22 protein-coding genes are annotated in these 25,307 nt (G+C 73.0%); 18 read left to right on the top strand and 4 right to left on the bottom strand.

Annotation, left to right across the window (positions count from 1 at the left end):
* Positions 1-214: 214 nt before the first annotated feature.
* Positions 215-1,918, bottom strand: coding sequence for a DEDD exonuclease domain-containing protein (locus ACZ7OH_RS39630; protein WP_470285606.1), 1,704 nt, complete (start codon positions 1,916-1,918; stop codon positions 215-217).
* A gap of 160 nt (positions 1,919-2,078) precedes the next feature.
* Here ACZ7OH_RS39630 and ACZ7OH_RS39635 point away from each other — a divergent pair, with 160 nt between their 5' ends.
* From ACZ7OH_RS39635 to ACZ7OH_RS39650, 4 genes are all read left to right on the top strand, one after another.
* Positions 2,079-3,467, top strand: a complete 1,389-nt coding sequence (locus ACZ7OH_RS39635) for an NYN domain-containing protein (protein WP_470285607.1) — start codon at positions 2,079-2,081, stop codon at positions 3,465-3,467.
* 68 nt (positions 3,468-3,535) lie between these two features.
* Positions 3,536-3,787 carry a hypothetical protein gene (locus ACZ7OH_RS39640; RefSeq protein ID WP_470285608.1) on the top strand — a complete coding sequence of 84 codons (252 nt, stop codon included), beginning with the start codon at positions 3,536-3,538 and terminating at the stop codon, positions 3,785-3,787.
* A 424-nt stretch (positions 3,788-4,211) separates the two neighbouring features.
* Positions 4,212-5,264, top strand: a complete 1,053-nt coding sequence (locus ACZ7OH_RS39645; RefSeq protein ID WP_470285609.1) for a C40 family peptidase — start codon at positions 4,212-4,214, stop codon at positions 5,262-5,264.
* A gap of 79 nt (positions 5,265-5,343) precedes the next feature.
* Positions 5,344-6,501: a glycosyltransferase family 4 protein gene (locus ACZ7OH_RS39650; protein ID WP_470285610.1), complete on the top strand. Its 1,158-nt coding sequence runs from the start codon at positions 5,344-5,346 to the stop codon at positions 6,499-6,501.
* Here ACZ7OH_RS39650 and ACZ7OH_RS39655 read toward each other — a convergent pair.
* Positions 6,498-7,148, bottom strand: coding sequence for a nucleoside/nucleotide kinase family protein (locus tag ACZ7OH_RS39655; protein WP_470285611.1), 651 nt, complete (start codon positions 7,146-7,148; stop codon positions 6,498-6,500). The two genes, ACZ7OH_RS39650 and ACZ7OH_RS39655, sit on opposite strands and share 4 nt — an antisense overlap.
* Positions 7,149-7,195: 47 nt before the next feature.
* Between ACZ7OH_RS39655 and ACZ7OH_RS39660 the strand changes: the two genes are divergently transcribed.
* From ACZ7OH_RS39660 to ACZ7OH_RS39705, 10 genes are all read left to right on the top strand, one after another.
* Positions 7,196-7,609, top strand: coding sequence for an SRPBCC family protein (locus ACZ7OH_RS39660; RefSeq protein WP_470285612.1), 414 nt, complete (start codon positions 7,196-7,198; stop codon positions 7,607-7,609).
* Between the two features lie 21 nt (positions 7,610-7,630).
* Complete coding sequence (locus ACZ7OH_RS39665; RefSeq protein WP_470285613.1) at positions 7,631-8,833, top strand: cytochrome P450 family protein; 1,203 nt, start codon at positions 7,631-7,633, stop codon at positions 8,831-8,833.
* Positions 8,834-8,850: 17 nt separating this feature from the next.
* A complete protein-coding gene (locus ACZ7OH_RS39670) occupies positions 8,851-10,131 on the top strand; it encodes an adenosylmethionine--8-amino-7-oxononanoate transaminase (protein WP_470285614.1) in 1,281 nt (426 codons plus the stop codon).
* A gap of 217 nt (positions 10,132-10,348) precedes the next feature.
* On the top strand, positions 10,349-12,580 hold the full coding sequence (locus tag ACZ7OH_RS39675) for a bifunctional SulP family inorganic anion transporter/carbonic anhydrase (RefSeq protein ID WP_470285615.1): 2,232 nt from the start codon (positions 10,349-10,351) through the stop codon (positions 12,578-12,580).
* A 151-nt stretch (positions 12,581-12,731) separates the two neighbouring features.
* A complete protein-coding gene (locus ACZ7OH_RS39680) occupies positions 12,732-14,909 on the top strand; it encodes a SulP family inorganic anion transporter (RefSeq protein WP_470285616.1) in 2,178 nt (725 codons plus the stop codon).
* A 171-nt stretch (positions 14,910-15,080) separates the two neighbouring features.
* The gene (gene bioD, locus ACZ7OH_RS39685; RefSeq protein ID WP_470285617.1) at positions 15,081-15,806 is read left to right on the top strand and encodes a dethiobiotin synthase; all 726 of its coding nucleotides are present in this window, start codon (positions 15,081-15,083) and stop codon (positions 15,804-15,806) included.
* Between the two features lie 72 nt (positions 15,807-15,878).
* Positions 15,879-16,892 (top strand): biotin synthase BioB, encoded by a 1,014-nt coding sequence (gene bioB, locus ACZ7OH_RS39690; protein ID WP_470285618.1) that lies wholly within the window; start codon positions 15,879-15,881, stop codon positions 16,890-16,892.
* Entirely contained in the window at positions 16,879-17,082 is a 204-nt protein-coding gene (gene bsaP / locus ACZ7OH_RS39695) for a biotin synthase auxiliary protein BsaP (RefSeq protein ID WP_400888839.1), read from the top strand. Before bioB ends, bsaP begins: the two co-directional genes overlap by 14 nt.
* A gap of 109 nt (positions 17,083-17,191) precedes the next feature.
* Positions 17,192-17,788 carry a DUF2567 domain-containing protein gene (locus ACZ7OH_RS39700; protein ID WP_470285619.1) on the top strand — a complete coding sequence of 199 codons (597 nt, stop codon included), beginning with the start codon at positions 17,192-17,194 and terminating at the stop codon, positions 17,786-17,788.
* A gap of 66 nt (positions 17,789-17,854) precedes the next feature.
* Positions 17,855-18,895: a M48 family metallopeptidase gene (locus tag ACZ7OH_RS39705; protein WP_470285620.1), complete on the top strand. Its 1,041-nt coding sequence runs from the start codon at positions 17,855-17,857 to the stop codon at positions 18,893-18,895.
* Position 18,896: 1 nt separating this feature from the next.
* On the opposite strand, the gene ACZ7OH_RS39710 is transcribed toward ACZ7OH_RS39705, so the two are convergent.
* Both ACZ7OH_RS39710 and ACZ7OH_RS39715 read right to left on the bottom strand, forming a co-directional pair.
* On the bottom strand, positions 18,897-19,613 hold the full coding sequence (locus ACZ7OH_RS39710; RefSeq protein WP_470285621.1) for an LON peptidase substrate-binding domain-containing protein: 717 nt from the start codon (positions 19,611-19,613) through the stop codon (positions 18,897-18,899).
* Positions 19,614-19,653: 40 nt separating this feature from the next.
* Positions 19,654-20,286, bottom strand: coding sequence for an NUDIX hydrolase (locus ACZ7OH_RS39715; RefSeq protein ID WP_372668903.1), 633 nt, complete (start codon positions 20,284-20,286; stop codon positions 19,654-19,656).
* Between the two features lie 112 nt (positions 20,287-20,398).
* Here ACZ7OH_RS39715 and nadA point away from each other — a divergent pair, with 112 nt between their 5' ends.
* The 4 genes from nadA to ACZ7OH_RS39735 all read left to right on the top strand — a co-directional run bounded on the left by nadA (position 20,399) and on the right by ACZ7OH_RS39735 (position 25,173).
* Positions 20,399-21,409, top strand: a complete 1,011-nt coding sequence (gene nadA / locus ACZ7OH_RS39720; RefSeq protein WP_400888850.1) for a quinolinate synthase NadA — start codon at positions 20,399-20,401, stop codon at positions 21,407-21,409.
* On the top strand, positions 21,406-23,049 hold the full coding sequence (locus ACZ7OH_RS39725) for an L-aspartate oxidase (protein WP_470285622.1): 1,644 nt from the start codon (positions 21,406-21,408) through the stop codon (positions 23,047-23,049). The genes nadA and ACZ7OH_RS39725 overlap by 4 nt, the downstream gene beginning before the upstream one ends.
* Positions 23,046-23,939, top strand: a complete 894-nt coding sequence (gene nadC, locus ACZ7OH_RS39730) for a carboxylating nicotinate-nucleotide diphosphorylase (protein ID WP_470285623.1) — start codon at positions 23,046-23,048, stop codon at positions 23,937-23,939. The genes ACZ7OH_RS39725 and nadC overlap by 4 nt, the downstream gene beginning before the upstream one ends.
* A gap of 73 nt (positions 23,940-24,012) precedes the next feature.
* Positions 24,013-25,173, top strand: a complete 1,161-nt coding sequence (locus ACZ7OH_RS39735) for a S8 family serine peptidase (RefSeq protein ID WP_470285624.1) — start codon at positions 24,013-24,015, stop codon at positions 25,171-25,173.
* The last annotated feature ends 134 nt before the right edge of the window (positions 25,174-25,307 follow it).

A 25,307-nucleotide genomic window follows, 5' to 3' on the forward strand; every position in this document is an offset into this window, starting at 1 on the left:
TCCACACACCCGAGGGCGGGGGGGGTGCGAGGTTGGGGGTGGCGGGGGAAAGGGGAAAGCTCTCCCCCCCCCCCCCCACCGCCGGCCGTGTTCGGGCTTTGGATCGGGGTTGCGGGGAGGTCTGGTCTCGTTGGCCCTCCCTTGCGGCTTTCGGCTGCCGGATTAGCTTCTTTCCAGCCCAGCCCAGCCCAGCCCAGCCCAGCCCAGCCAGAGCTCACCCCACGTGCTCCAGGGAGTGCGCGCTCGAAACCAGGTCCAGCCATCCCCGCCAGCCCGCCACGGCGGCCGGTTCCGCCCAGGGCCTCGTCGTCCGCACCAGCCTCACCCCCGGCCGGGCCAGCCAGCGCAACAGCACTCCGACCTCCTCCGGCGGGGCCCCGTTCAACGGCCCCGGGTCCGGCAGCACCGTCTCCGCCGAGGCGACCAGCGCCTCCACCACCGGCATCGGCGGCACCCCTCGCCGCGCCACGCCCGCCGAGGCCAAGCGGCCGTAGCGGATCACCGACAGCTCCCAGCCCCCCGCTCCGTCCGGGGCCGCCGCGATCAGCTCCGCGATCGACGCCAGCGCCGACTGGCGGTGCGCCCTTCCCAACGCGCGGATCAGGGCCGCCAGCTCGTCGCGGTGGCGGGCCGCCTGCTCGAAGTGCTGCCCCTCCGCCAGGCGCTCCACCTGGGCCGCCGCCACGTGCAGCGGGCCGCCGTCCAGCCCCGCGATCAGGCCCGACGCCGACTCGACCGACGGGACGTACGCCTCCACGCTCTGGCGGCCCGCGCACGGCGCCCCGCACCGCCCCAGCTCCGCCAGCACGCACGGGGTCCCGTTCGCCGTCCGGGGCGAAATCCGCTGGGTGCACGTCCGCAGCCCGGACGCCCCGGCCAGCGTGTCCGCCGTCGCGCGCGCGTCCGCCTGGTTGCGGAACGGGCCGAGCACCCCCGGCCGCGGCAGGCGGACCACCGACAGCCGGGGGAACGCCTCCTCCGTCAGCCCGATCCACCAGCCCTGGTGCCGGTTCTTCGACCGCCGGTTGTACGCGGGCTTGTGCGCCGCGATCAGCCGCAGCTCCCGTACCTCCGCCTCCAGCGCGTGCGCGCACACGACGTGGTCGACGCGCTCGGCCAGCCCGACCATCTCGCGGATCCGGCTGCGCCCCTCCGAACCGGTGAAGTACGTCCGCACGCGCCGCCGGAGGTCCTTCGCCGTGCCGACGTACAGAACCTCGTCCTTCGGCCCCTTGAAGAGGTAGACGCCCGGCGCCGACGGCAGGTCCGCCGCCAGGTGCCGCTTGGCCCGCTGCGCGACCGTGACCTCGGGCAGGTAGCCCATCAGCTCTTCGAGCGAATGGACGCCCAGGTTGCCGACGCGCTCCAGCAGCCCGTGCAGCACGTCGACCGTGGCGCGGGCGTCGTCGAGCGCCCGGTGCGTCGGCCGCGTCCGCGCGCCGAACAGCAGCGCCAGCGCCGTCAGGTTGTAGCGGCCGACCTCGTCACGCGGGACCACGCGTCGCGCCAGCCGGACCGTGCAGACGACCGTCAGCTTCGGCCACACATAACCGTGTCCTTCGCACGCGGCCCGCATGTGGGACGTGTCGAACCCCGAGTTGTGCGCCACCAGCACCGAACCGCCGATGAACTCGAGGAACGCCGGCAGCACCTCCTCGATCGGCGGCGCGTCGTAGACCATCGCCTGGGTGATGCCCGTCAGCGAGACGATCTGCGGCGGGATCACCATCCCCGGGTTGACCAGCGTCCCGAACTCGCCCAGCACCTCGCCCCCGCGCACCTTCACCGCACCGATCTCCGTGATGCCGGACGGACCGGGCGCCGCCCCGGTCGTCTCGAGGTCGAACACCACGAAAGTCGTGTCCCGCAAGGGAGTTCCGAGCTCGTCGAACGCGAGCTGAGCCTGGATCGAACGCATGTGCGGGAGAGTAGAGGTGACCACCGACAGTTTTTCGGGGGTGCGGGTGGCGGGGCCCCCGGCCGGGGCGGGGCCGCGGATGGGCGCTGACGGTTTCCGGTCGCGGCCGGTCCGTGTGCCGCGCGGCGCGCGATGCGGGGGCGGGGCCTACCCTGGACCAATGCACCCGCAGCCGCTCGTGCCGGAGCCGCCCGAGGACCCCGCCGGTCCGTCGGGTGTCGCGGCGCGCCCGGAGCAGGCTGAGGAGGAGGCCGAGCGGCCCGAACCGGCCACCTGGCCCGCGCTGCCGGAGCCGGTCCGCGACCGGATCGCCGAGCTCTCGGCCGCCGCCGTCGCCAAGCTGCCCGCCACCGACGTGCCCCGCCAGCTGCGGCCGGTCGCGAAGTTCGCCCCGGCCAAGCGGGCCAAGCTGGGCGGCGCCGCGCTGCTCACCGCGCTCGGCGAGTCGGCCCAGTTCCGCACCGCCGTCATCGAGTGGCTGCGCGAGCACCGCACCGACGCGCTCGACCCGAACGCGGCCGACTCGGTCGCCGCGGCGGCGGCCGCCGTCCTGCTCGGGGAGTCCGGCGCGGCCGGGCGCGTCCGGCTCGTCGCCAAGAACGCCGAGGAAAACGCCCTGCGCGCCGAGCGCGACGCCGCGCTGGCCCGCAACCAGCGCCTCGAAGCCGAACTCGCGCAGCTGCGCGTCGAGCTCGCCGAGGCCAAGAACGCCGCCGAGAACGCGCGAGGCGAGCGTGAGGGCGAAGTCGAGAAGCTGTTGAAGCGCCTTCGCGAGCAAGGCGTCCAGCTTCGCCAGGCCAAAGACGCGGCCGAAGCGGTTTCGGCAGACGCCGAACGCGGAGCCGGCGCGCGAGCGGAAGAAATCGCCACCCTGAACGCCCAGCTCGACCGGGAACGCCAGCGCGTCGCCAACGAACGCGCCCGCGCCGAACGCGCGGACGCGGACGCCGACATCGCCCGCCAATCCGCGCGTGAAGCCCGCGAAGCCGACGAAGTGCGGCTCGCGCTGCTCATCGACACGATCGACGGCGCGGTCACGGGGTTGCGCCGCGAGCTCTCCCTGAGCTCGCGCGGCGCCCGGCCCGCCGACATGGTCCGCGGTGCCAGCACCGGCACCGGCCAGGGCGGCAAGATCGCCGACGTGTCCACGTTGGACCGCTACCTGGCGCTGCCCAACGTGCACCTGATCGTCGACGGCTACAACGTCACGAAGACCGGCTACCCCGAGCTGGCCCTGGCCGACCAGCGCGACCGGCTGATCCACCAGCTGTCCGCGCTGGCGGCGCGCACGTCGGCCGAGGTGACGGTGGTGTTCGACGGCGCCGGCGTGCTGTCGGTCCCGGCTTCGGTGCCGCGCGGGGTCCGGGTGCTGTTCTCCGACCGCGGGGTCCTCGCCGACGACGTGATCCGCAACATCGTGGCGGCCGAGCCCGCGGGCCGGCCGATGGTGGTGGCGACGTCCGACCGGGCGGTCGCCGACTCCGTACGCGGTCGCGGAGCGCATCCGACGCCCTCAGCCGTGCTGGTCAGCCGCCTCTCGCGGGTGTGACCGACCGAAACTGTCGGTGGTAGCGCCTACCGTCCTCGTCAAGTCAGTTCCGACGTGAGGAGGACCTCATGCACGACACCCCCGAGCTGTCCGAAGTGGACGTCTCGCACATTTCGGTTGCGGACATCGAGAACGTCGTGGTCGACTGCGACCGTTGCGTGGTGCGCGGAATCTCCTGCCACGACTGCGTCGTGAGCGTCCTGCTCGGCGCGCCACCTGCGGTCGTCTGGGACGCCGACGAACGGCGGGCCGTGGACGCGCTCGCCGAGGCCGGGATGGTGCCGCGGCTGCGCCTGGTCGAGGAACGGCGGACCGCCTGACGCGCCCGTTTCGTGTCGGCGCGCCGAGTGGTCGATCGGATCCGATGAACGGTCGGTGACCGAAAAGGCCTCCGGAGAAACCCCAGCGTGTAACGCCCATCACATGTTTTTTCCACCGCAGGTCCGATCGGGTTTAGCGGCGCTACGGAGAGTTTTTGCCGGGGAGGTGGTGGACGCGCAGGCGGTCTTTTCGTAACCTGTCCGAGATCTCGTGGCCCCGGCCGTCGATAAGGGCGGCGACACGGGATCGCCGCCGGACGCAGCTTTGTCGGGAAGCTGGGAACCGGAACCACCACCGCGCTGCAGCTGTTGCGGAAGAAGACGGCTCGCGCGCGGTGACAGGGACAGCGGCGAAGAGGAACCCCCGACCTCTTCGCGCCCCGGTCCCCACGGCGGCCGAGACGCAAAGGAGACCCGCGCGACCGTGCAGTCGCATCCAGTTAGGCGCGTGGTTTCAGGTGCCCTCGCGGCGGCTTCGGTGATCACCCTCGTCACCTTCGCCCAGCCGACGGCCACCGCCGCCCCAGTCCCCGTCCTCCAGGCCCCGCCCACCGGTTCGGACGCCCTCGCCCAGTACCGCGACCTCGCGGCCCAGGCCGAAAAGCTCAACGAAGACCTGCTCAAGGCCCAGGACGACCTGAAGGCCAAGCAGGCCGAGCTCGACAAGGCCACCGGCGACGTCAACGCGGCCAAGGACCAGGCCGCCGTAGCAGCCGAGAACCAGAAGAAGTACCAGACCGAGGTCGACAAGTTCGCCGGTGCGTCGTTCACCAGCGGTGTCCAGCTGAACAAGCTGTCCGCGCTGCTGGCCGGCACGTCCACTCAGGACTTCCTGGACCGCTCCTCGGCTCTCGAGGTCATCGCGACCGAGAAGAACGGCGCGATGGGCAACCTCACCGGTGCCGTCCAGCAGGCCACCGACGCCACGAACAAGGCTTCCGACGCCGCGAAGCGCGCGCAGGACGCCCGTGACGCCGCGGCCAAGCTGACCGACGACATCAAGGCCAAGCAGAAGTCGCTGAACGACCAGATCGATCAGCTCAAGGCGGCCAACAAGAACCTGAGCGCGCTCGACAAGGCCCAGCAGAGGGACACCGGCGGCTCGCCCACCGGTCTCAAGGCCCCCACCGCGGCCGCCCAGACCGCGCTGGACGCGGCGCTGAGCAAGCTCGGCAGCGCGTACGTCTGGGGCGCCACCGGGCCGAGCACGTTCGACTGCTCGGGCCTGATGCTGTGGGCCTACAAGCAGGCGGGCATCACGCTGCCCCGGTCGAGCCGCGAGCAGTCCACCTTCGGTGCCGCGGTGCCGCGGGACCAGCTCCAGCCGGGCGACCTCGTGTTCTACTACTCGCCCGTTTCGCACGTCGGCATGTACATCGGTGACGGCAAGATGGTCCACGCGCCCGACACGGGTGACGTCGTGAAGATCTCGCCGCTGCAGAGCCAGTACGCGGGCGCCCGGCGCCCGACGTCCTGACCCGAGCACCACGAAGGGGCGGCACCGCACACGCGGTGCCGCCCCTTCGCCGTACGGGACGGCCGCTAGCCTCTGAGGCGTGCTCAAGACCCTGCTGGTGACCAACGACTTCCCGCCGCGGCCCGGGGGGATCCAGAACTACCTGAACTCCCTCGCCACCCGGCTGCCGGCGGACGACCTGGTCGTCTACGCGCCGTCGTGGGAGTCGCGGACCGGGTCGCACGAGGAGTTCGACGCCGAGGCGCCGTTCGAGGTCGTCCGGCACCCGACGTCGCTGATGCTGCCGACGCCGGACGTCCTTCGCCGCGCGAAGCAGATCATGCGTGCGAGGGACTGCGAAGCCGTCTGGTTCGGCGCGGCCGCGCCGCTCGCGCTGCTGGGGCATTCCCTGCGCCAGGCCGGTGCGCGGCGGATCGTGGCGTCCACGCACGGCCACGAGGTCGGCTGGTCCATGCTTCCCGGCTCGCGCCAGGCGTTGCGGCGCATCGGCGACACCGTGGACGTCGTCACCTACGTCAGCCGCTACACCCGCGGCCGGTTCGCCGCCGCGTTCGGCCCGATGGCCGGGCTGGAGCTGCTGCCGTCCGGAGTGGACACCGGGCTGTACAAACCGGACCCGGCCGGGCGCGCGGAAATCCGGGCGCGGCACGGCCTTTCCGACCGCCCGACCGTCGTGTGCGTGTCGCGGCTCGTCCCGCGCAAGGGCCAGGACCAGCTGATCCGCGCGCTGCCGAAGATCCGCGAGCGAGTCCCGGACGCGGCTCTGTTGATCGTCGGCGGCGGCCCGTACCGCAAGGCACTGACCGGGTTGGTCACCGAGCTCGGCCTGGAGCGCGACGTCGTGCTCACCGGATCGGTGCCGTGGGCGGAGCTGCCGGCGCACTACGCGGCCGGCGACGTCTTCGCCATGCCGGCCCGCACGCGCGGCAAGGGCCTCGACGTCGAAGGGCTCGGCATCGTCTACCTGGAGGCCTCCGCGACCGGCCTGCCGGTGGTCGCGGGCAACTCCGGCGGCGCGCCCGAAGCGGTGCTCGACGAGGTCACCGGGCACGTCGTCGAGGGCCCGGACACCGGCCAGCTCGCCGAGACCGTGGCCAGCCTGCTGGCCGACCCGGTGCGCGCGCGCCGGATGGGCGAGGCCGGGCGGGCCTGGGTGACGGAGAACTGGCGCTGGGACACGATGGCCGGGCGGCTGGCGGGCCTGCTGGACGGCGACCCGGTGGCCGTCGTCCGCTAAGGCGTGTAGAGCGCCGGGTGCCGCGGGTCGTCGACGCGCACGACGACGTCGGCCAGCGCGCTCGGGTCCACCTCTTCCTCGTACCGCTCGTAGGCCGGGACCGCCCAGGCGTCCGGCACGCGGCGGCGCAGGGCCGCGGGGGAGAGCCACAGGTGCACGGCCAGGTCGAAGGCCAGGCCGGCGCCCAGCAGCAGCTCGCCGTCGACCAGCACGACGCCGCCGTCGGGCACCGGCACGCGCTCGGCGCGGGTCGCGCGGTCGCGCTCGGCGTCCCACAGCGACGGCAGGACCTCGCCCGAGCCGTTCTCCCCGAGCGGGTCGAGCACTTCGCGGCGCAGGGCGCCGACGTCGAGCCAGTCGGTGTAGCGGGCGTCGGGATCGGTGCGGCCGTGTTCGAAGCGCAGGGACGCGGGCCGCAGGAAGTCGCGCGCGGACACGCGAAGGGTCGCTCGGCCGCGCAGCCGCAGCGGGTCGACCAGGGCGTCGGCGAGTTCTGTGGTTTCCGTCGCACCCGCCGCGCCGTCGACGGCGACCGCGATCCGTCGCCGCCCGGTGAGCGCGTCGATGCGGTCGGTCAGTTCTTCGGCCAGGACGGGGGGGGGGGGGGGGGGAAATGGGGCGGTAGCGCACGGTTGACGATCCTGCACCCGGGCCGGGGACGGGTTTTGTCGTACCCCGGTGGGAGGATGGCTCCATGACTTCTTCAGTGGGGAAGACGGCCGATGTGGGGTGGAACATCGGGGTCTCGCGCACCTTGCCGTACACGGCGGAAACGGTGTGGGACTTCCTGGTCAGCCGGGACGGCGTCGCGATCTGGCTGGGGCCGGGCGTCGAGCTGCCGCGGGAGCCGGGCGCGGAGTACGAGACGGTGACCGGCACGGTCGGCGAGATCCGCAGCTTCGTCGAGGGCGACCGCGTGCGGCTGACCTGGCGGCCGAGCGACTGGGACCACGACTCGACGGTCCAGGTGCGGCTGAGCGGTGCCGGCGGCAAGACCACGCTGCGGTTCCACCAGGAATGGCTTTCGGACGCGGAGGAACGCGAGGAACAGCGGGCATACTGGCAGGACGTGACCGAGCGCGTGGTGGCGGCACTCGCCGAGCGCTGAGGCGGACTCATGGGGGGCGGTATGACGACGATGGAAGTGGCCGAGGACTTCGCGCAGGACGCGCACCTGTTCGCGGAACTGCTGCGGGCCGGCGGCCCGGTGCGCCGCGTGCGGATGCCGCGTGGCCTGGACTGCTACGTCGTCACGGACTTCGCGCAGGCGCGGGCGTTGCTCGCGGATCCGCGGCTGCACAAGGACAACCGGCGCGCGTACGAGCTGTTCGAGGCGAAGCTCCCGGCCGGGGCGACCAACCAGGGCGGCTTCGGCGAAGCGCTCGGGCGGCACATGCTCAACACCGACCCGCCGGACCACTCGCGGCTGCGCAAGCTGGTGAACAAGGCGTTCACCGGCCGCACGGTCGCCCGGCTGCGCCCGCGGATCGAAGAGATCACCGCCGAGCTGCTGGACGCTCTGGCCGGTCAGGAGCGGGTCGACCTGCTGCCGGCGTTCGCCGCCCCGCTGCCGATCACCGTGATCTGCGAGCTGCTGGGCGTCGCCCCGGAGGACCGCACCGAGTTCTCGGCCTGGTCGAAGACGCTGCTGAGCGCGTCGGCGCCGGAGGCCGCGCAGCACGCGGCGCAGAGCATGCTCACCTACCTCACCGGCCTGGTCGAGCAGAAGCGCGCCGAGCCGGCCGAGGACCTGCTGTCGGACCTGGTGCACGCGAGCGACGACGGCGACTCGCTGTCCGGGGACGAGCTCATCTCGATGGCGTTCCTGCTGCTGGTCGCCGGGCACGAGACCACGGTGAACCTGATCGCCAACAGCGTCCTGGCGCTGCTGCGCGAGCCGGAGCAGCTGGCGCTGCTGCGCGCCGACCCGTCGCTGATGCCGGGCGCGGTCGAGGAGCTCCTCCGCTTCGACGGCCCGATCCACCTGGCCACGCTCCGGTTCACCGCGGAGCCGGTCGAAGCGGGCGAAGTGACCATCCCGGAGGGCGAGTTCGTGCTGATCTCGCTGCTGGGCGCGAACCGCGACGGCGAGCGGTTCCCGGAGCCGGACCGGCTCGACGTCACGCGCGCGGCGGGCGGGCACCTCGCGTTCGGCCACGGCATCCACTACTGCGTCGGTGCGCCGCTGGCCCGGCTGGAGGCCGAGATCGCGCTGGCCGGCCTGCTGGCGCGGTTCCCGGACCTCGCGCTGGACGCCAAGCCGGGCGACCTGGCCTACCGGCCCAGCTCCCTGGTGCACGAGTTGGAGGCGCTGCCCGTCCGGCTGCGCTGACGTCGTAGGGTCGGCGGATGGACTCCGCCGACCTGCTCGCCCTCGACGCCCAGCACGTCTGGCACCCTTACGCGCCGATGCCGGCGAAGGTGCCCTCGCTGCTGGTCACCGAGGCGAGCGGGGTGCGGCTGACGCTCGCCGACGGCCGGGAGCTCGTCGACGGGATGTCGTCGTGGTGGTCGGCCGTCCACGGCTACCGGCACCCGGTGCTCGACGCCGCGCTCGCCGCCCAGGCCGGGCGGATGAGCCACGTCATGTTCGGCGGCCTGACCCACGAGCCCGCGATCACCCTCGCCAAGACCCTCGTCGACCTCACGCCCGACGGGCTCGAGCACGTCTTCCTCTGCGACTCCGGTTCGGTGTCGGTCGAGGTCGCCGCGAAGATGTGCCTGCAGTACCAGCGTTCGCGCGGGCTGCCCGACAAGCGCAAGCTGCTGACCTGGCGCGGCGGCTACCACGGCGACACCTTCACGCCGATGAGCGTCTGCGACCCCGACGGCGGCATGCACTCGCTGTGGCGCGGCGTCCTGCCCGAGCAGGTCTTCGTGCCCGCCCCGCCGGCCGGCTTCGACACGCCGCCGGATCCGTCCTATGTGGACGCCTTGGCCGACGCGATCGGCGCGCACGCCGGGGAACTGGCCGCGGTGATCGTCGAACCGGTCGTGCAGGGCGCGGGTGGGATGCGGTTCCACAGCCCGGCGTACCTGCGCGCGTTGCGGGAGCTGACCGAGGCGCACGACGTCCTGCTGATCTTCGACGAGATCGCGACCGGCTTCGGCCGCACCGGCGCGTTGTTCGCCGCCGAACACGCGGGCGTGACGCCGGACGTGCTCTGCGTCGGCAAGGCGCTGACCGGCGGCTACCTCAGCATGGCGGCCGCGCTGTGCACGCCGGAGGTCGCGGCGGGCATCTCCCGCGGCGCGCTGCCGGTCCTGGCGCACGGCCCGACGTTCATGGGCAACCCGCTGGCCTCGGCGGTCGCGAACGCCTCGCTCGGCCTGCTGGCGGACGGCGCGTGGCGCCAGGACGTCACCCGGCTCGAGAAGGGCCTGCTCGACGGCCTCGCGCCGGCGCGCGACCTCGGCTCGGTGGCCGACGTCCGGGTGCTCGGCGGGATCGGCGTGCTGCAGCTCGACCACGCCGTCGACATGGCCGTGGCCACCGACGTCGCACTCGAGCACGGCGCCTGGCTGCGGCCGTTCCGGGACCTCGTCTACGCGATGCCGCCGTACGTTTCGACTGACGACGACCTCGCCGTGATCACCCGCGCGATGCTCGCGGTCGCGGAAAAGGCGTGAATTCAGCACATCGGGTGTGACCACGGGCACAACCAGACCCGAAGGTCCCTCATCGTCGCGCTGAGTGCCGCGGCAAGATCCACACCACGCGATCGGCGGAGGTTGCCGCGGTGGTTTTCGCCTGAAAGGTCGCCGAAGCGAACCGATCCGTACCGGGACAAACGCGAGAAATGCTTGCGTAGCGGACTTTTCGCGCGGTTTCGGCGATCCTGCCCCCATGATCGAGATCGTTCGCGGAGAACACGACACCGGCCCCCCGAAGACCCCGCGGTTCCCGGAGAACCTCAAGCACGATTTCCTCGCTTCGATAGTCGTCTTCCTCGTCGCCGTCCCCCTGTCCCTCGGCGTGGCCTTCGCCGCCGGGGCGCCGCTGCTCTCGGGCCTGATCTCCGCCGTCGCCGGCGGGCTGGTCGCGAGCCTCTTCGGCGGATCGCCGCTGCAGGTCAGCGGCCCGTCCGCCGCCCTCACCGTGGTGCTGGCCGACACGATCGCCACCCACGGCTGGCCCGTCACCTGCGCGATCACCGTCGCCGCGGGCCTGCTGCAGATCCTCTTCGGCCTGACGCGCCTAGCCCGCGCCGCGCTCGCCGTCTCACCGGCCATCGTCCACGGGCTGCTCGCCGGCATCGGCGTCACGCTCGTGCTCGGCCAGCTGCACGTCGTGCTCGGCGGCACGGCCCAGGGCTCCGCGCTCGCCAACGTCCTCGCGCTGCCCGGGCGGATCGCCGCGCACCACGACCAGGCCGTGCTGATCGGTGTCGTCACCCTCACGGTGCTGCTGGCGTGGCCGCGGCTGCCGAAGGCGGTCCGCCGGGTGCCGGCGCCGCTGGCCGCGGTCGCCCTGGCCACCGGACTGTCCGTCGTGACCGGCATGTCCCTGCCGCGCGTCGACCTCCCGGCCGGGCTGCCCGCGCTCGACGTCGTGCCGCGGCTGCCCGACGGCGGCTGGGCCGGCTTCGCGCTCGCCGCCCTCACCATCGCGCTGATCGCCGGCCTGGAGAGCCTGCTGTCCGCGGTGTCGGTGGACAAGCTGCGCGGCGGCCCGCGCACCGACCTCGACCGCGAGCTGATCGGGCAGGGCGCGGCGAACGTCGCCGCCGGCGCGCTCGGCGGGTTCCCGGTCACCGGCGTCATCGTGCGCAGCATGACCAACTACGAGGCGGGGGCGCGCACGCGCGCGTCGGCGATCCTGCACTGCGCCTGGATCCTCGCCGCCTGCCTGCTGCTGACCGGCGTGCTGCGGCTGATCCCCCTGGCGGCGCTCGCCGCGCTGCTGGTGTACGTCGGGACGAAGCTGGTGAACCTCCAGGGGCTCAAGGAAGTCCGGCGCCACGGCGACCTGCCGGTGTACGCCGTCACGCTGGCCGGCGCGGTCGCCGTCAACCTGCTCACCGGCGTCGCCGCCGGGATCCTGCTGGCGCTCGCGCTGATGCTGCGCCGGATGATCTTTTCCGGGATTCACGTCGAGAAGGACGGCGACCGCCACCGCGTCGTCATCGAAGGCGCGCTGACGTTCCTGTCCGTGCCGCGGCTGACCCGGGTGCTCGCCGAAGTGCCGCCGCACGCCGAAGTGCGGTTGGAACTGCTCGTCGACTACCTCGACCACGCCGCGTTCGACTGCCTGCGCGGCTGGCAGCGGGCGCACGCCGGGCCGGTGACGGTCGACGAGATCGGGCACCCGTGGTTCGAACGCGGCACCTCGGGCGCGCCGACCGTGCGCCGCAGCGTCGCCGCGCGCGTCGTGCCGCGGTGGCTGGCGCCGTGGTCGCAGTGGCAGGCCGAGCACGTCGTGCTGCCCGCCCAGCGCACGGCGAGTTCGCTGCTGTGCCGCGGTGCTTCGGAGTTCCAGCGCCGGACGGCGCCGTTGCTGCGGGAGACGTGGAGCGGGCTGGCGAACGGCCAGGAGCCGCACACGCTGTTCATCACCTGCGGCGACGCGCGGATCGTGCCCAACCTCATCACCACGAGCGGGCCGGGTGACCTGTTCACGGTGCGGAACATCGGCAACCTCGTCCCGCCGGCCGACGGCGACGACTCGTCGGTGGGCGCGGCGATCGAGTACGCCGTGGGCGTGCTCGGCGTCGCGGAGATCGTGGTGTGCGGGCATTCCGGCTGCGGCGCGATGAAGGCGCTGCTCGGGCAGGCGCCGGACGGCCTGGTGCAGCTCGGCAGCTGGCTGCGGCACGGCGAGGCGACGGTGCGGCGGCGTTCGCGCGAAGCCCCTCTGCTGCTCGGCGGCGAACGCCCGGCCGCCGAGGCCGACCAGCTCGCGCTGCAGAACGTGGTGCAGCAGCTGGAAACGCTGCGCGGCTACCCGGTGGTGGCCGCGGCGCTGGCGCGCGGCGGGCTGCGGCTGACCGGGATGTACTTCGACGTCGGCGCCGCGCAAGTGTCCCTTTTGGACGATGCGGCCCGCGGGTTCGTCCCGGCGGGTGCCTTGGAGCACTGAGGTCGTGCACGACTCGTCCAGTGGTCTGGACGAGTCGTGCGTGACGTGTGGGTTAACGATCTGCCCGATTTGTGACGTTCAGGCTAAATGTGGCCAGTTATTCACCCGATCGAGTGGCACATAGCGGACATTTCACACGATTTCCGGTTGCATGGTGATCATGAGACCCCTCGCCGTGCTCCGCCACGACCTGCCGGCCTCACTGGTCGTCTTCCTCGTCGCAGTACCCCTGTCCCTCGGCATCGCCCTCGCTTCGGGCGCGCCGGTCGCCGCCGGGCTCGTCGCCGCCGTCGTCGGCGGCATCGTCGCCGGCGCGCTCGGCGGCTCCGCGCTCCAGGTGAGCGGCCCAGCCGCCGGTCTGACCGTCGTCATGGCCGAAACCATCCAGACGTTCGGCTGGGTCGTCACCTGCGCGATCACGGTCGCCGCCGGGGCGCTCCAGATCCTGTTGGGGCTGAGCCGCATCGCGCGCGCCGCGCTGGCCATCTCGCCGGCCATCGTGCACGGCATGCTGGCCGGCATCGGCGTCACGATCGTGCTCGGCCAGCTGCACGTCATCCTCGGCGGAAAGGCCCAGAGCTCCGCGCTCGAAAACATCGCCGAGCTGCCCGGCCAGATCATCGCCCACCACGACTCGGCCGCGCTGGTCGGCCTGCTCACCATCGCGATCCTGCTCGTCTGGCCGCGGCTGCCGAAGGCCGTCCAACGCGTCCCCGGCCCCTTGACGGCGATCGCCGTCGCGACTGTCCTGTCCATCGTCACCGGGATGACGCTGCCGCGCGTCGAACTGCCCGGTGACCTGCTGAACGTCCACCTCGTCCCGCAGCTGCCGGACGGCGGCTGGGGCGGGTTCGCCCTCGCCGTCGTCACCATCGCCCTGATCGCCAGCGTGGAAAGCCTGCTCTCGGCGGTCGCGGTCGACCGCCTGCACACCGGCCCGCGCACCAACCTGGACCGCGAGCTCGTCGGCCAGGGCGCGGCCAACATGGTCTCCGGCGCGCTGGGCGGGCTGCCGGTCACCGGCGTCATCGTCCGCAGCTCCACCAACGTGGCGGCCGGCGCGACGAGCCGGGTGTCGGCGGTGCTGCACGGCGTCTGGGTGCTGCTGTTCGTCGTCCTGCTCGCCGGGCTGATCCAGAGCATTCCGTTGGCCGCGCTGGCCGGATTGCTCGTGCACGTCGGCGCGAAGCTGGTCAACCCCGGGCACCTGCGGACCGTCCTCGCCCACGGCGACCTGCCCGTCTACCTGCTCACCCTCGGCGGCGTTGTGGTGTTCGACCTGCTCACCGGCGTGCTCGCCGGGATCGGGCTCTCGCTGGTGCTGATGCTGCGCCGGACGTTGTGGTCGGGCATCCACGTCGAGCACGAGGGGGACGCCCGGCGCGTGGTCGTCGAAGGCGTCCTGACTTTCCTGTCGGTCCCACGGTTGTCGAAAATCCTCGGCGGCATCCCGGCCGGGGTGCCGGTGCGGCTGGAGCTGGTCGTCGACTACCTCGACCACGCCGCGTTCGAGAGCCTGCACACCTGGCAGCAGGCGCACGAGCGGGCCGGCGGCACGGTCGACGTCGACGAGGTCGGCCACCCGTGGTTCGGCGAGGGCAAGGCCGGGCGGCCGACGCGGTCCCGGCTGGCCGCGAGCCGGGCGGTGCCGCGCTGGCTCGCGCCGTGGTCGGAATGGCAAGCGGTGGAAGGGATCCCGGCCCAGCAGACCCGCCGCGGCGCGACGGAGTTCCACCGCCGCGCGGCCCCGCTGCTGCGCGACACGCTGTCCGGCCTCGCGGACGGCCAGCGCCCCCGCACGCTGTTCATCACCTGCGGCGACTCCCGGATCGTGCCGAACCTGATCACGACCAGCGGCCCGGGCGACCTGTTCACGATCCGCAACATCGGCAACCTGGTGCCGCCGGGGCAGGCGGACCCGTCGATGAACGCGTCGATCGAGTACGCGGTCGGGGTGCTGGGGGTCGAGGAGATCGTGGTGTGCGGCCATTCGGGCTGCGGCGCGATGGCGGCGCTGGCCGAGGGTCCGCCACCAGGCCCGTTGTCGGTGTGGTTGCGCCACGCGGAGCCGAGCGCGCACCGGACGGGCTCGGCCACGCTGGACGGCGGGGTCCCGGAGCGCGAGGGCGATCGGCTGGCGTTGCACAACGTGCTGCAGCAGCTGGAGCACCTGCGGGAGTACCCATCGGTGGCGGCCGCCGAGGCGGCGGGGAAGGTCCAGCTGACGGGGATGTACTTCGCGGTCGGGACGGCGCAGGTGTACTTGTTCGACGCGGCGGAGCGGACGTTCCGGCCAGCCGGCGCGGCGGCGGTGGTGCCGGGGGCTTGAGGTGGGCGGGCCGGGCCCGGGTGGCCCGGCCCGCAGCTCCCGGTCGGAGATTCGTCACCCGTCCTCGCACCGCGGAGCCGAGCACCACCTGCATCTCCGAACCCCGCTTCGACCTGGGCATCCGGTGCCCGCGGTGCGCACTCCCCTCCCGGGTCACTAAGTTGATGGTCCGTGACCATGCTGGTGATGACGGGGACCGGGACCGGGGTCGGCAAGACGATCACCACGGCGGCCATCGCCGCCCTGGCGGTGGCCGGTGGGCAGCGCGTCGCCGTCCTGAAACCCGCGCAGACCGGTGTCGGGCCCGATGAGCCCGGGGATCTCGCCGATGTCCGGCGGCTCGCGGGCCGGGACGTCACCACCCGGGAGCTGCGGCGCTACCCCGACCCCCTCTCGCCCGAAGCCGCCGCGCGGCGCAGTGGCCTTCCCTCCCTCGATCCCGGGGAGATCGCGCGGGCCGCGTCCGACCTCGACACCGAGCACGACCTCACCCTCATCGAAGGGGCTGGTGGCCTGCTGGTGCGTTTCGACAAGGCCGGCTCCAGCCTCGCCGACGTCGCCTGGTCGCTCGGGTCGCTCGTGATCATCGTCGCCGAGGCAGGGCTCGGCACGCTCAACGCCACCGCGCTCACCGCCGAGGTCGCCACCAAGCGGGGCCTGACCGTCGCCGGCGTCATCATCGGGTCGTGGCCCGCCGAACCGGACCTCGCCGCGCTGTCGAACCTCGAAGACCTGCCCGTCGCCGCCGGGGCGCCCCTGCTCGGCGCGCTGCCCGCCGGGCTCGGGGACGCCTCGCCCGAGGAGTTCCTGTCCGCCGCGCGAGCCGGGCTCTCGCCGTGGTTCGGCGGCGAGTTCGACCCCGAGCTGTTCGCAGGATGCGCTTCCGCCGGGAAGTGACCTGCGTCGCTGTCGTCCCGGCGTGCCTTCGTGCACGATGAGGGACGCTTCCACCACGACCAAGGAGCCGCCGTGACCGCAGTCCCGGACACCGATGTTCTCGCCTACGCGCGCGAGCAAGTCCTCGAAAACGGCGTCGGCCTGGGCGAAGCCGAAGTCCTCGAGGTGCTGCGGCTGCCCGACGACCGGCTGCCCGACCTGCTCGCGCTCGCGCACGACGTCCGGATGCGCTGGTGCGGGCCCGAGGTCGAGGTCGAGGGCATCATCAGCCTGAAGACCGGCGGCTGCCCGGAGGACTGCCACTTCTGCTCGCAGTCCGGCCGCTTCCCGACGCCGGTGCGCTCGGCGTGGCTCGACATCCCGAACCTGGTCAAGGCCGCCCGGCAGACCGCCGAGACCGGCGCGACGGAGTTCTGCATCGTCGCCGCCGTCCGCGGTCCGGACCAGCGGCTGCTCTCGCAGGTCCGCGAAGGCGTGAAGGCCATCCGCGAGGACGGCAACGACATCCAGATCGCCTGCTCGCTCGGCATGCTCACCCAGGAGCAGGTCGACGAGCTCGTCGAGATGGGCGTGCACCGCTACAACCACAACCTCGAGACGGCGCGCTCGCACTTCCCGTCGGTCGTCACGACGCACACGTGGGAAGAGCGCTGGGACACGCTGCGGATGGTCGCCGAGGCGGGCATGGAGGTCTGCTGCGGCGGCATCATCGGCATGGGGGAGACGGTCGAGCAGCGCGCGGAGTTCGCGGTGCAGCTGGCCGAGCTCAACCCGCACGAGGTGCCGATGAACTTCCTCATCCCGCAGCCGGGAACGCCGTACGAGCACTACGAAATCGTCGAGGGCAAGGACGCGCTGCGGACGGTCGCGGCGTTCCGCCTCGCGATGCCGCGCACGATGCTGCGCTTCGCCGGCGGCCGTGAGCTGACGCTCGGCGACCTCGGCGCGGAGCAGGGCATGCTCGGCGGCATCAACGCGATCATCGTCGGCAACTACCTGACGAACCTGGGCCGCCCGGCCAGTGCGGACCTGGAGATGCTGGACGAGCTCAAGATGCCCATCAAGGCGCTCAGTGACAGCCTCTGACGCTGCCTTCTGTGTCCATTGTGGACAGGAGTCGCCGGGCGGGGCGGACCACCCGGCGTGCCACAACCCCCGGACGGCGCTCGAGCCGCCGCGGTACTGCACGGTCTGCGCCCGGCGGCTGGTGGTCCAGGTGAGCCCGCTCGGCTGGACGGCCCGCTGCAGCCGCCACGGCGAGACGGCGAGCGGCTGACCCGCGGGCGGCGCTCGCCGGCTCCCGGCCCGGGCGACACGACCGGCGGCTCACCGCGTCCGAGCACCGACCGGTTACCCTCAGTCGCACGCAGCAGGAGGGAGTCCGGGTGAGTGAGTCGTCGGGGCCCGCGCACCGGCCGTCGGCCGTGGCCGGTCCGTGGTCGGTGCCCGTGCTGGTCCGCGAGCGGCGGCCGCGCGTCGTCGTCAAAGCCGACCTGCTGCCCGCCGTGAGCGTGCTCGGCACCCTCAGCCTGCTGAGCTTCCCGCTCGCCTTCGCCTGGTCCCGCCTCGCGCCGCCGGAGCGCGTCCGCATCGTCTCCGCCGACGGCACCCAGGCCGCCCTCGAACTGGAGAGTTGGCACCGCTTCGACGACCTCGCCGTCTTCGGGCTCATGACGCTCGGGCTGGGGATCGTCGTCGGCGTCGTCGTCTGGCTGCTGCGCGAACGCCGCGGGCCGGTCGTCTTCCTCGCCGCCGTGCTCGGGGTCGCCCTCGCGAGCGCGCTGGCCATGCTGCTCGGCGTCGGCTGGGCGAACAGCCACTACGCCATCGCCAGCGCGCCCGCGCTCGGCTCGGTGATCGAGCTCGCGCCCCGCCTCGAATCGTGGTGGGTGCTGCTCACCGGCCCGCTCGGGGTGACCATCGCCTACGGCCTGCTCGTCACCTGGAACGGCCGCGACGACCTCGGCCGCCGCCTCGGCTGAATGCTTCCCACCAGGTGAGCGTTTTCCCCTAAGCTGTGCCCCCTCGACCACAGGGGGATTCCAGCAGTGACCGAAGACATCGAAGTTTCGCGCCACCACGCCGTCCGCTTCCCGGGCATCAGCCCGCGCGCCTACGAGCACCCCGTGGACCGCGGCGCGCTCGCCACGCTGCGCGCCGTGCCCGGGTTCGCGCAGGTCGTCAAGGCCATTTCGGGCTTCTACAACGAGCGCGGCGAGCGGCTGATGGCGCTGGCCTCGTCGATCCGCGTCGGGCCGAAGCAGTACCCGGAGCTCGACCGCCTGCGCCACGAGTGCGCCGAGACGCTCGACCTGCCGTCGGTGCCGAACGTGTTCGTCCACCAGGACCCGCGCGTCACCGCGGAGGCGGTCGGCATGGACGAGCCGTTCATCCGGGTCAGCACCGGGCTCGTCGAGCTGATGAGCCACGAGTCGCTGCGGTTCGTGCTCGGGCACGAGATGGGCCACGTGCTGTCCGGCCACGCGGTCTACCGCACGATCATGGTGCGCCTGATCATGCTGCAGATGTCGCTGTCGTGGACGCCGGTGAGCGCGCTCGGCATCCGGGCGGTCATCGCGGCGCTGCGCGAGTGGTTCCGCAAGGCCGAGCTGTCGTGCGACCGCGCCGGCCTGCTCTGCGGCCAGGACCCGACGGCGGCGCTGCGCGCCCAGATCCAGATCGCGGGCGGCATCGACCCGGCCCGCATCGACATCCCGTCGTTCCTGCAGCAGGCGACCGAGTACGAGTCGGTCGAGGACGTCCGCGACAGCTTCCTCAAGCTCAAGTTCGTCGAGACGGAGTCGCACCCCTTTGCGGTGGTCCGCGCGGCCCAGCTGCAGAAGTGGGCGGCGTCGGAGGAGTACCGCGCGATCCTGGCGGGCGACTACCCGCGCCGCGACGACGACACGCCGACGTCCGACTGGAAGGACGACCTGAAGTCGGCCGCCAAGTCGTACAAGGAGTCGTGGAACTCGTCCACGGACCCGCTGACCAAGGCGTTCAGCGACGTCGGCGAGGCGGTTTCGGACGCCGCGGGCAAGGTGTGGACCAAGTTCGGCAACGGCAACGGCAACGGGTCCGCGGACTGAGTCAGTTCAGGCTGGCCGGGCGGCTGAGATCGGTGAGCTCGCCCGGCGGCAGCGGCACCGCGCCGAGGGTGTCCAGGAACCCCGCCTCCCGCGTCAGCAGGCGGCACGCGATGCGCAGCCGGCGCAGGGGGTGGCGTTCCTCCAGCAGCCGCTGGCGGTCCTCCAGGGGCAGCAGGCAGTCCGCCGCCAGCTGGTAGGCCAGCTCGGCCAGCTCCGTGTCCGCGTCCGGGGTGTGCCAGTCGTCGCTGCGCCACGCCGTTTCGCAGTACCGCCGGTGCGCCGTGCGGGCGACCACCGCCAGGCGTTCGGCCATGTCGCCGGACGGGGACACCGGGTCGTCGTCGACCCACTCCACCGAGGCGATCAGGTAGGGCGCCGACACGCAGTCGAGGTCGGTCAGGCGGAAGCGGCGCTGGGCCTGCGTCACGACGTCGAACCGGCCGTCCGGCAGGCGTTTAGCCTCGCGCAGCACCGTGCTGCAGCCGATCTCGAACAGCTGGTCCAGACCACGTACCTCGCGGGTCAGCGACGACCGCAGGGCCACCACGCCGAACTCGCGCCCCGGCACCGTGCCGCTGACGAGGTCCGCCGTCAGCTGGCGGTACCGCGGCTCGAAGATGTGCAGCGGCAGCTTGGTCCCCGGGAGCAGAACGGTCTGCAACGGGAACAACGGCAGCAAGGTCGTCGTCGCGTCGCTTTCCGATTCCGGCTCGGTCACGGCTCCACGGTAAGGGGAGAACGCCTCCGCCGCAGGATGGTCACCGGTTCGGCGGCTTGAACACCGCGAACGGATCCGTGATCTGCATGCCTTTGCCTGCGAAGGAGAACAGGGCCGCGGGACGCCCGCCCGCGCGGCCCGGTGGCGCCGTGTGACCAGTGGGAACGAGCAAGCCGCGCCGGGAGAGCACGCGCTGCAGGTTCGTCGCCGAGACGCGGTAGCCCAGCGCTGCCGAATACAGCCCGCGCAACGCCGAAATCGTGAACTGGTCGGGCGCCAGCGCGAACCCGAGGTTGGTGTAGGAGAGCTTCGAGCGCAGCCGGTCGCGGGCGCGCAGCACGATCGCCTCGTGGTCGAACGCCGTGCGCGGCAGCTTCGCGACGTCGTGCCACTCGGTGTCCTCGGGCACCTCCGGGTCGACGTCGGACGGCACCAAGGCCAGGAACGCCGTCGCCACCACGCGCGGGCCGGGCACCCGGTGCGGGTCGCTGAACACCGCGAGCTGCTCGACGTGCTTCAGCTGCCGGACGTCGACCTTCTCCTTGAGCTGGCGCCGGACCGACGTCTCGACGTCCTCGTCGGGCCGCAGCCGGCCACCCGGCAGCGACCAGCGGCCGAGGTGCGGGTCGAGCGCGCGGCGCCACAGCAGCACCCGCAGTGTGTCCGAGCGCACTTGGAGGACCGCTCCCAAAACCTCGTGGGCCAGGGGGGCCTGGGTGTTAAGATGACTTCGCACGGTTTTCGATTATAAGGCGAAAACCGGAGAAGGGTCCAGGAGGGCCAGCATGACTTCGACGCTCGAACAAGACCTCACCCCCTACGGCGGCGTGGAGGCGAACGCGGCCTGGGCCGAGGAGGTGCGGCGCCTGGCGAAACAGCGCGACGCGGTGCTGCTCGCGCACAACTACCAGGTCCCGGAGATCCAGGACATCGCCGACCACACCGGCGACTCCCTCGCGCTCAGCCGCATCGCGGCGAGCAGTGACGCGTCCACCATCGTCTTCTGCGGCGTGCACTTCATGGCCGAGACCGCGAAGATCCTCTCCCCGGAGAAGACCGTCCTGATCCCGGACGCGCGGGCCGGCTGCTCGCTCGCCGACTCCATTTCCGGCGCCGAGCTGCGCGCCTGGAAGGCCGAGCACCCGGGCGCGGTGGTCGTCTCCTACGTCAACACCACGGCCGAGGTGAAGGCCGAAACCGACATCTGCTGCACGTCCTCGAACGCGGTCGACGTCGTCGCTTCCATCCCCGCTGACCAGGAAGTCCTCTTCCTGCCGGACCAGTTCCTCGGCGCGCACGTCAAGCGCGTGACCGGCCGGGAGAACATGCACATCTGGGCGGGGGAGTGCCACGTCCACGCCGGCATCAACGGCGCCGAGCTGGCCGAACGCGCGGCCGAGAACCCGGACGCCGACCTGTTCATCCACCCCGAGTGCGGCTGCGCGACGTCGGCGCTCTACCTGGCCGGCGAGGGTGCCGTGGCGCCGGAGCGGGTCAAGATCCTCTCGACCGGCGACATGGTCCACGAGGCCCGCGACACGAAGGCCAAGTCGGTCCTGGTGGCCACCGAGATCGGCATGATCCACCAGCTCCGCAAGGCCGCGCCGGGCATCGACTTCCGCGCCGTGAACGACCGGGCGTCCTGCCGGTACATGAAGATGATCACCCCGGCGGCCCTGCTGCGCTGCCTGCGCGACGGCCTCGACGAGGTCCACGTCGACCTCGAAACGGCTTCGAAAGCGCGTGCGTCGGTGCAGCGGATGATCGAGATCGGGCAGCCTGGCGGCGGAGAATGACCCCGCCGGTTAATGATTCACAGGCGAAAACCCCGGTCTGGGAAGCCCGCGCGGACCTCGTAGTGGTCGGCAGCGGCGTCGCGGGGCTGACCGCGGCGCTGCGGGCGCAGACGCTCGGGCTGCACGTCCTGGTGATCACCAAGGCGGCGGTCGAGGACGGCAACACGCGCTGGGCCCAGGGCGGCGTCGCCGTCGTCCTGGAAGACGAGCACGACCTCGACGACTCGGTCGCGAAGCACGCGGAGGACACCTTCACCGCGGGCGCCGGGCTGGTCGACGAGGTGGCCGCCCGGTCGATCCTCGACGGCGGCCCGGCGGCCGTCGCCCGGCTGCGGGCGGACGGCGCGAAGTTCGACTCGGCGGGGGGTGGCCTGCTCGCGCGGACCCGCGAAGGCGGGCACAGCGCGTTCCGCGTCATCCACGCGGGCGGCGACGCCACCGGCGCCGAGGTCGAACGCGCCCTGGTCGCGCAGGCCGGGCAGGCGCGGGTGCCGGTGCTGGAGCACCACATCGCCGTCGACGCGCTACGCACGCCGGGCGGCCGCGTCGCCGGGGTCACGGTGCTCGACCGCAACGGCGTGCCCGGTGTGGTCCGCGCGTCCGCTGTGCTGCTGGCGAGCGGCGGCATCGGGCAGCTCTACCAGGCGACGTCGAACCCGGAGATCGCCACCGGCGACGGCCTCGCGCTCGCGCTGCGGGCCGGGGCGGCCGTCGCGGACATCGAGTTCGTCCAGTTCCACCCGACCGTCCTCTACACCCCGGGCGCGCGGGGACGCTGCCCGTTGGTCACCGAGGCCGTGCGCGGCGAGGGCGCGACGCTGGTCGACGCCGCCGGCGTGCCGGTCATGGCGGGCGTGCACCCGCTCGGCGACCTGGCGCCCCGCGACGTCGTCGCCGCGGCGATCACGCGCCGGATGGCGACCGCGCCGGGCGGCGTCGACGACCACGTCTTCCTCGACGCGACCGGCGTCCCGGGGTTCGCGGCGCGGTTCCCGACGGTGTCGGCGGCATGCGCGAAGCTGGGCCTCGACCCCGCGTCGGACCCGATCCCGGTGACCCCGGCGGCGCACTTCTCGTGCGGCGGCGTCGTGACCACTGTGGACGGCCGCTCGTCGGTGCCGGGGCTGTACGCCGCGGGCGAGGTCGCGCGGACCGGGCTGCACGGCGCGAACCGGTTGGCCTCCAACAGCTTGCTCGAAGGCCTGGTCGTCGGGCAGCGCGTCGCGGAGGCCGTCGCGGCGGACCTCGCCGCCGGGCTGCTGGCCGACCCGGCGCGCGGGCGGCTGCCGTCGTGGACCACCGCGCCGGCCGCGTCGCGTGATTCGCTGCAGCGCGTGATGAGCCGGTACGCGGCGATCGGCCGCGACGCCGACGGGCTCGCCGCGGCGGGTTCCGTGCTCGACCTGTCGGCCCAGGACAGTCCGTTGTGGACGCACGCGGCGGTCGAAGACGCGGCGTTGACGGTGGTGGCGCAGGCGTTGCTCGCCGCGGCCGTCCGGCGCACCGAGTCGCGCGGCTGCCACGTGCGGTCCGACTTCCCGGCGCTCGACGAGCACTGGCGCCGCAGCCAGCTCATCCGGCTCAGCCCGTCCGGCCAGCCCGTGCTGGCCGACCCGATCCCCTTGGAGGGCGTGGCATGACGTTCCCGATCTCCGAACCGGCCCGCAAGCTGATCGCCGCGTCCGGCCTCGACGTCGACGACGTGACGCGGGTGGTTTCCACGGCCCTCGGCGAGGACCTGCGGTACGGGCCCGACGCGACCACGGAGTCCACGGTGTCCGCCTCCGCGGTCGCGGTGGCCGAGTTGACCCCGCGCGTGAACGGCGTCGTCGCCGGGCTGCCGGTGGCGCTGGCGGTGTTCGACATGGTGCTGGGCGACGGTTATGAGGTCTTGGCCGGGCGCGAGGACGGCGAGCGGCTGGTCGCGGGCGAGCCCGCGCTGGTGCTGCGCGGCCCGGTGCGCGGACTGCTGACGGCCGAGCGCACGGCGTTGAACCTCCTGTGCCACCTCTCCGGCGTCGCCACCGCGACCGCCGCGTGGGTGTCCGAAGTGGACGGTACCGGCTGCGCGATCCGCGACTCCCGCAAGACCTTGCCGGGGCTGCGGCTGCTGCAGAAGTACGCCGTCCGGTGCGGCGGCGGGGTGAACCACCGGCTCGGGCTGGGCGACGCGGTGCTGATCAAGGACAACCACGTCGTCGCCGCGGGTTCGGTGACCGCGGCGCTGGAAGCGGCACGCGCGCACGCGCCGGAACTGGCGTGCGAGGTGGAGGTCGACACGCTTGCGCAGCTGGAGGAGGCGTTGGCCGCCGGGGCGGACGAGGTGCTGCTGGACAACTTCACGCCGGAAGAGTGCCGGCGTGCGGTGGCGCGCCGCGACGAGGTTTCGCCGAAGACGCGGCTGGAATCCTCTGGTGGGCTCACCCTCGACCGTGGTAGGGCCTACGCCGAGTCCGGTGTGGACTATCTGTCGGTGGGCGGGTTGACCCACTCCTCACCCGCGTTGGATCTGGGCATGGACCTTCGCTGACGGGCGCTTCCCGGGTAAGCTGGCGGTGGCGGAAGTTCTTTTCCGCCACCGTCTTTCGTTGCGGGGGGATCGGGTGCGGATACCGGCGGTTCTGGCGGTCGCGGGCCTGGTGACGCTCGGCTCGCCCGCGTTCGCCGTCGCGGCGCCCGGAGCGCAGTGCGCGAACCCGTCCGGCACCTACACCGGCGACGTCCCGTGGGGGCAGCGGCTGGTCGACCCGGCGCGGCTCTGGCCGTTGACGCGGGGCGAGGGGCAGCTGGTGGCCGTCGTGGGCACCGGTGTCGACGGGCAGAACTCGCAGTTCGCGCCCGGCCAGCTCGAAGGCGGCAACGGCACCGAGCGCACGGACTGCGACGGCCGCGGGACGATCGCGGCCGGGATCGTCGGCGCGCAGCCGGACTCGTCGACGACGTTCGCCGGCGTCGCCCCCGGCGCGCACCTGCTGCCGATCCGCTACACCGACGGTGCTTCGCGCGACGGCGGCGACCCGGGAGCGCTGGCCGGCGCGATCGACACGGCGCTGGACAGGCACGCGGGCGTCATCCTGGTCGCGGTGCCCGCGGCGTTCGACAGCCCGGCGTTGTCCGGCGCCGTCGCGCGGGCGCGTTCTTCCGGCGCCGTGGTGGTTTCGGCGGCGTCGGCGACGCAGCAGGGCGCGCGGTCGTACCCGACGGCGACGTCCGGCGTGCTGTCGGTCGGCTCGGTGAACCCCGCGGGCGAGCCGGTGCAGACGGAGGCGGGTGACTACGTCGGCGTCGCCGCGCCGGGGGCGGAGCTGGTGAGCACGTCGGCCGGGGCGGGCGGCGCGGTGGCGCACCGCTGGCCGGTGACCGACCCGGGCCTGGCGGCGGCGTACGTCGCCGGCGTCGCGGCGCTGGTCCGGGCGTACCACCCGAAGCTGACCGGCGACCAGGTCGTGACGCGGCTCGAGCTGACGGCCCACCGCCCGGCCTCCGGCGGCCACGATCCCAGGCTGGGCTGGGGAGTGCTGGACGCGTACGCGGCGGTGTCTTCGACGCTGCCGGCGGACATCGCGGCCCCGGGCTCGGTGGTGCCGGCGGCCGCGGAGCCGGCGGTGATCCCGGCGGCGGCCCCGGCCGAGCACCGCGCGGACGTGCCGGCGGGGACGATCGCGCTGGCGGGAGTGGCTTTGGCCGCGGCGGCCGGGGTGACGGTGGCGGCGGTCCGGCGGGGCCGGAAGCGGAACTGGCGCGCGTCGCGGTTCACGCCGTAGCGCGCTGGCGGCGGCCGCGGGGCGGGCGGCGGTGGCGGAGTCGCTTTGGCGGCGGCCGCGGGGCTGGCTGCGGTGGCGGTGCGACAGGCCGGATCTTGCGGCTGTCAGGGCCGTAGCGAGCTTGTGCAAGGGAG

It is taken from the genome of Amycolatopsis sp. NPDC114478 (genome assembly GCF_055633805.1).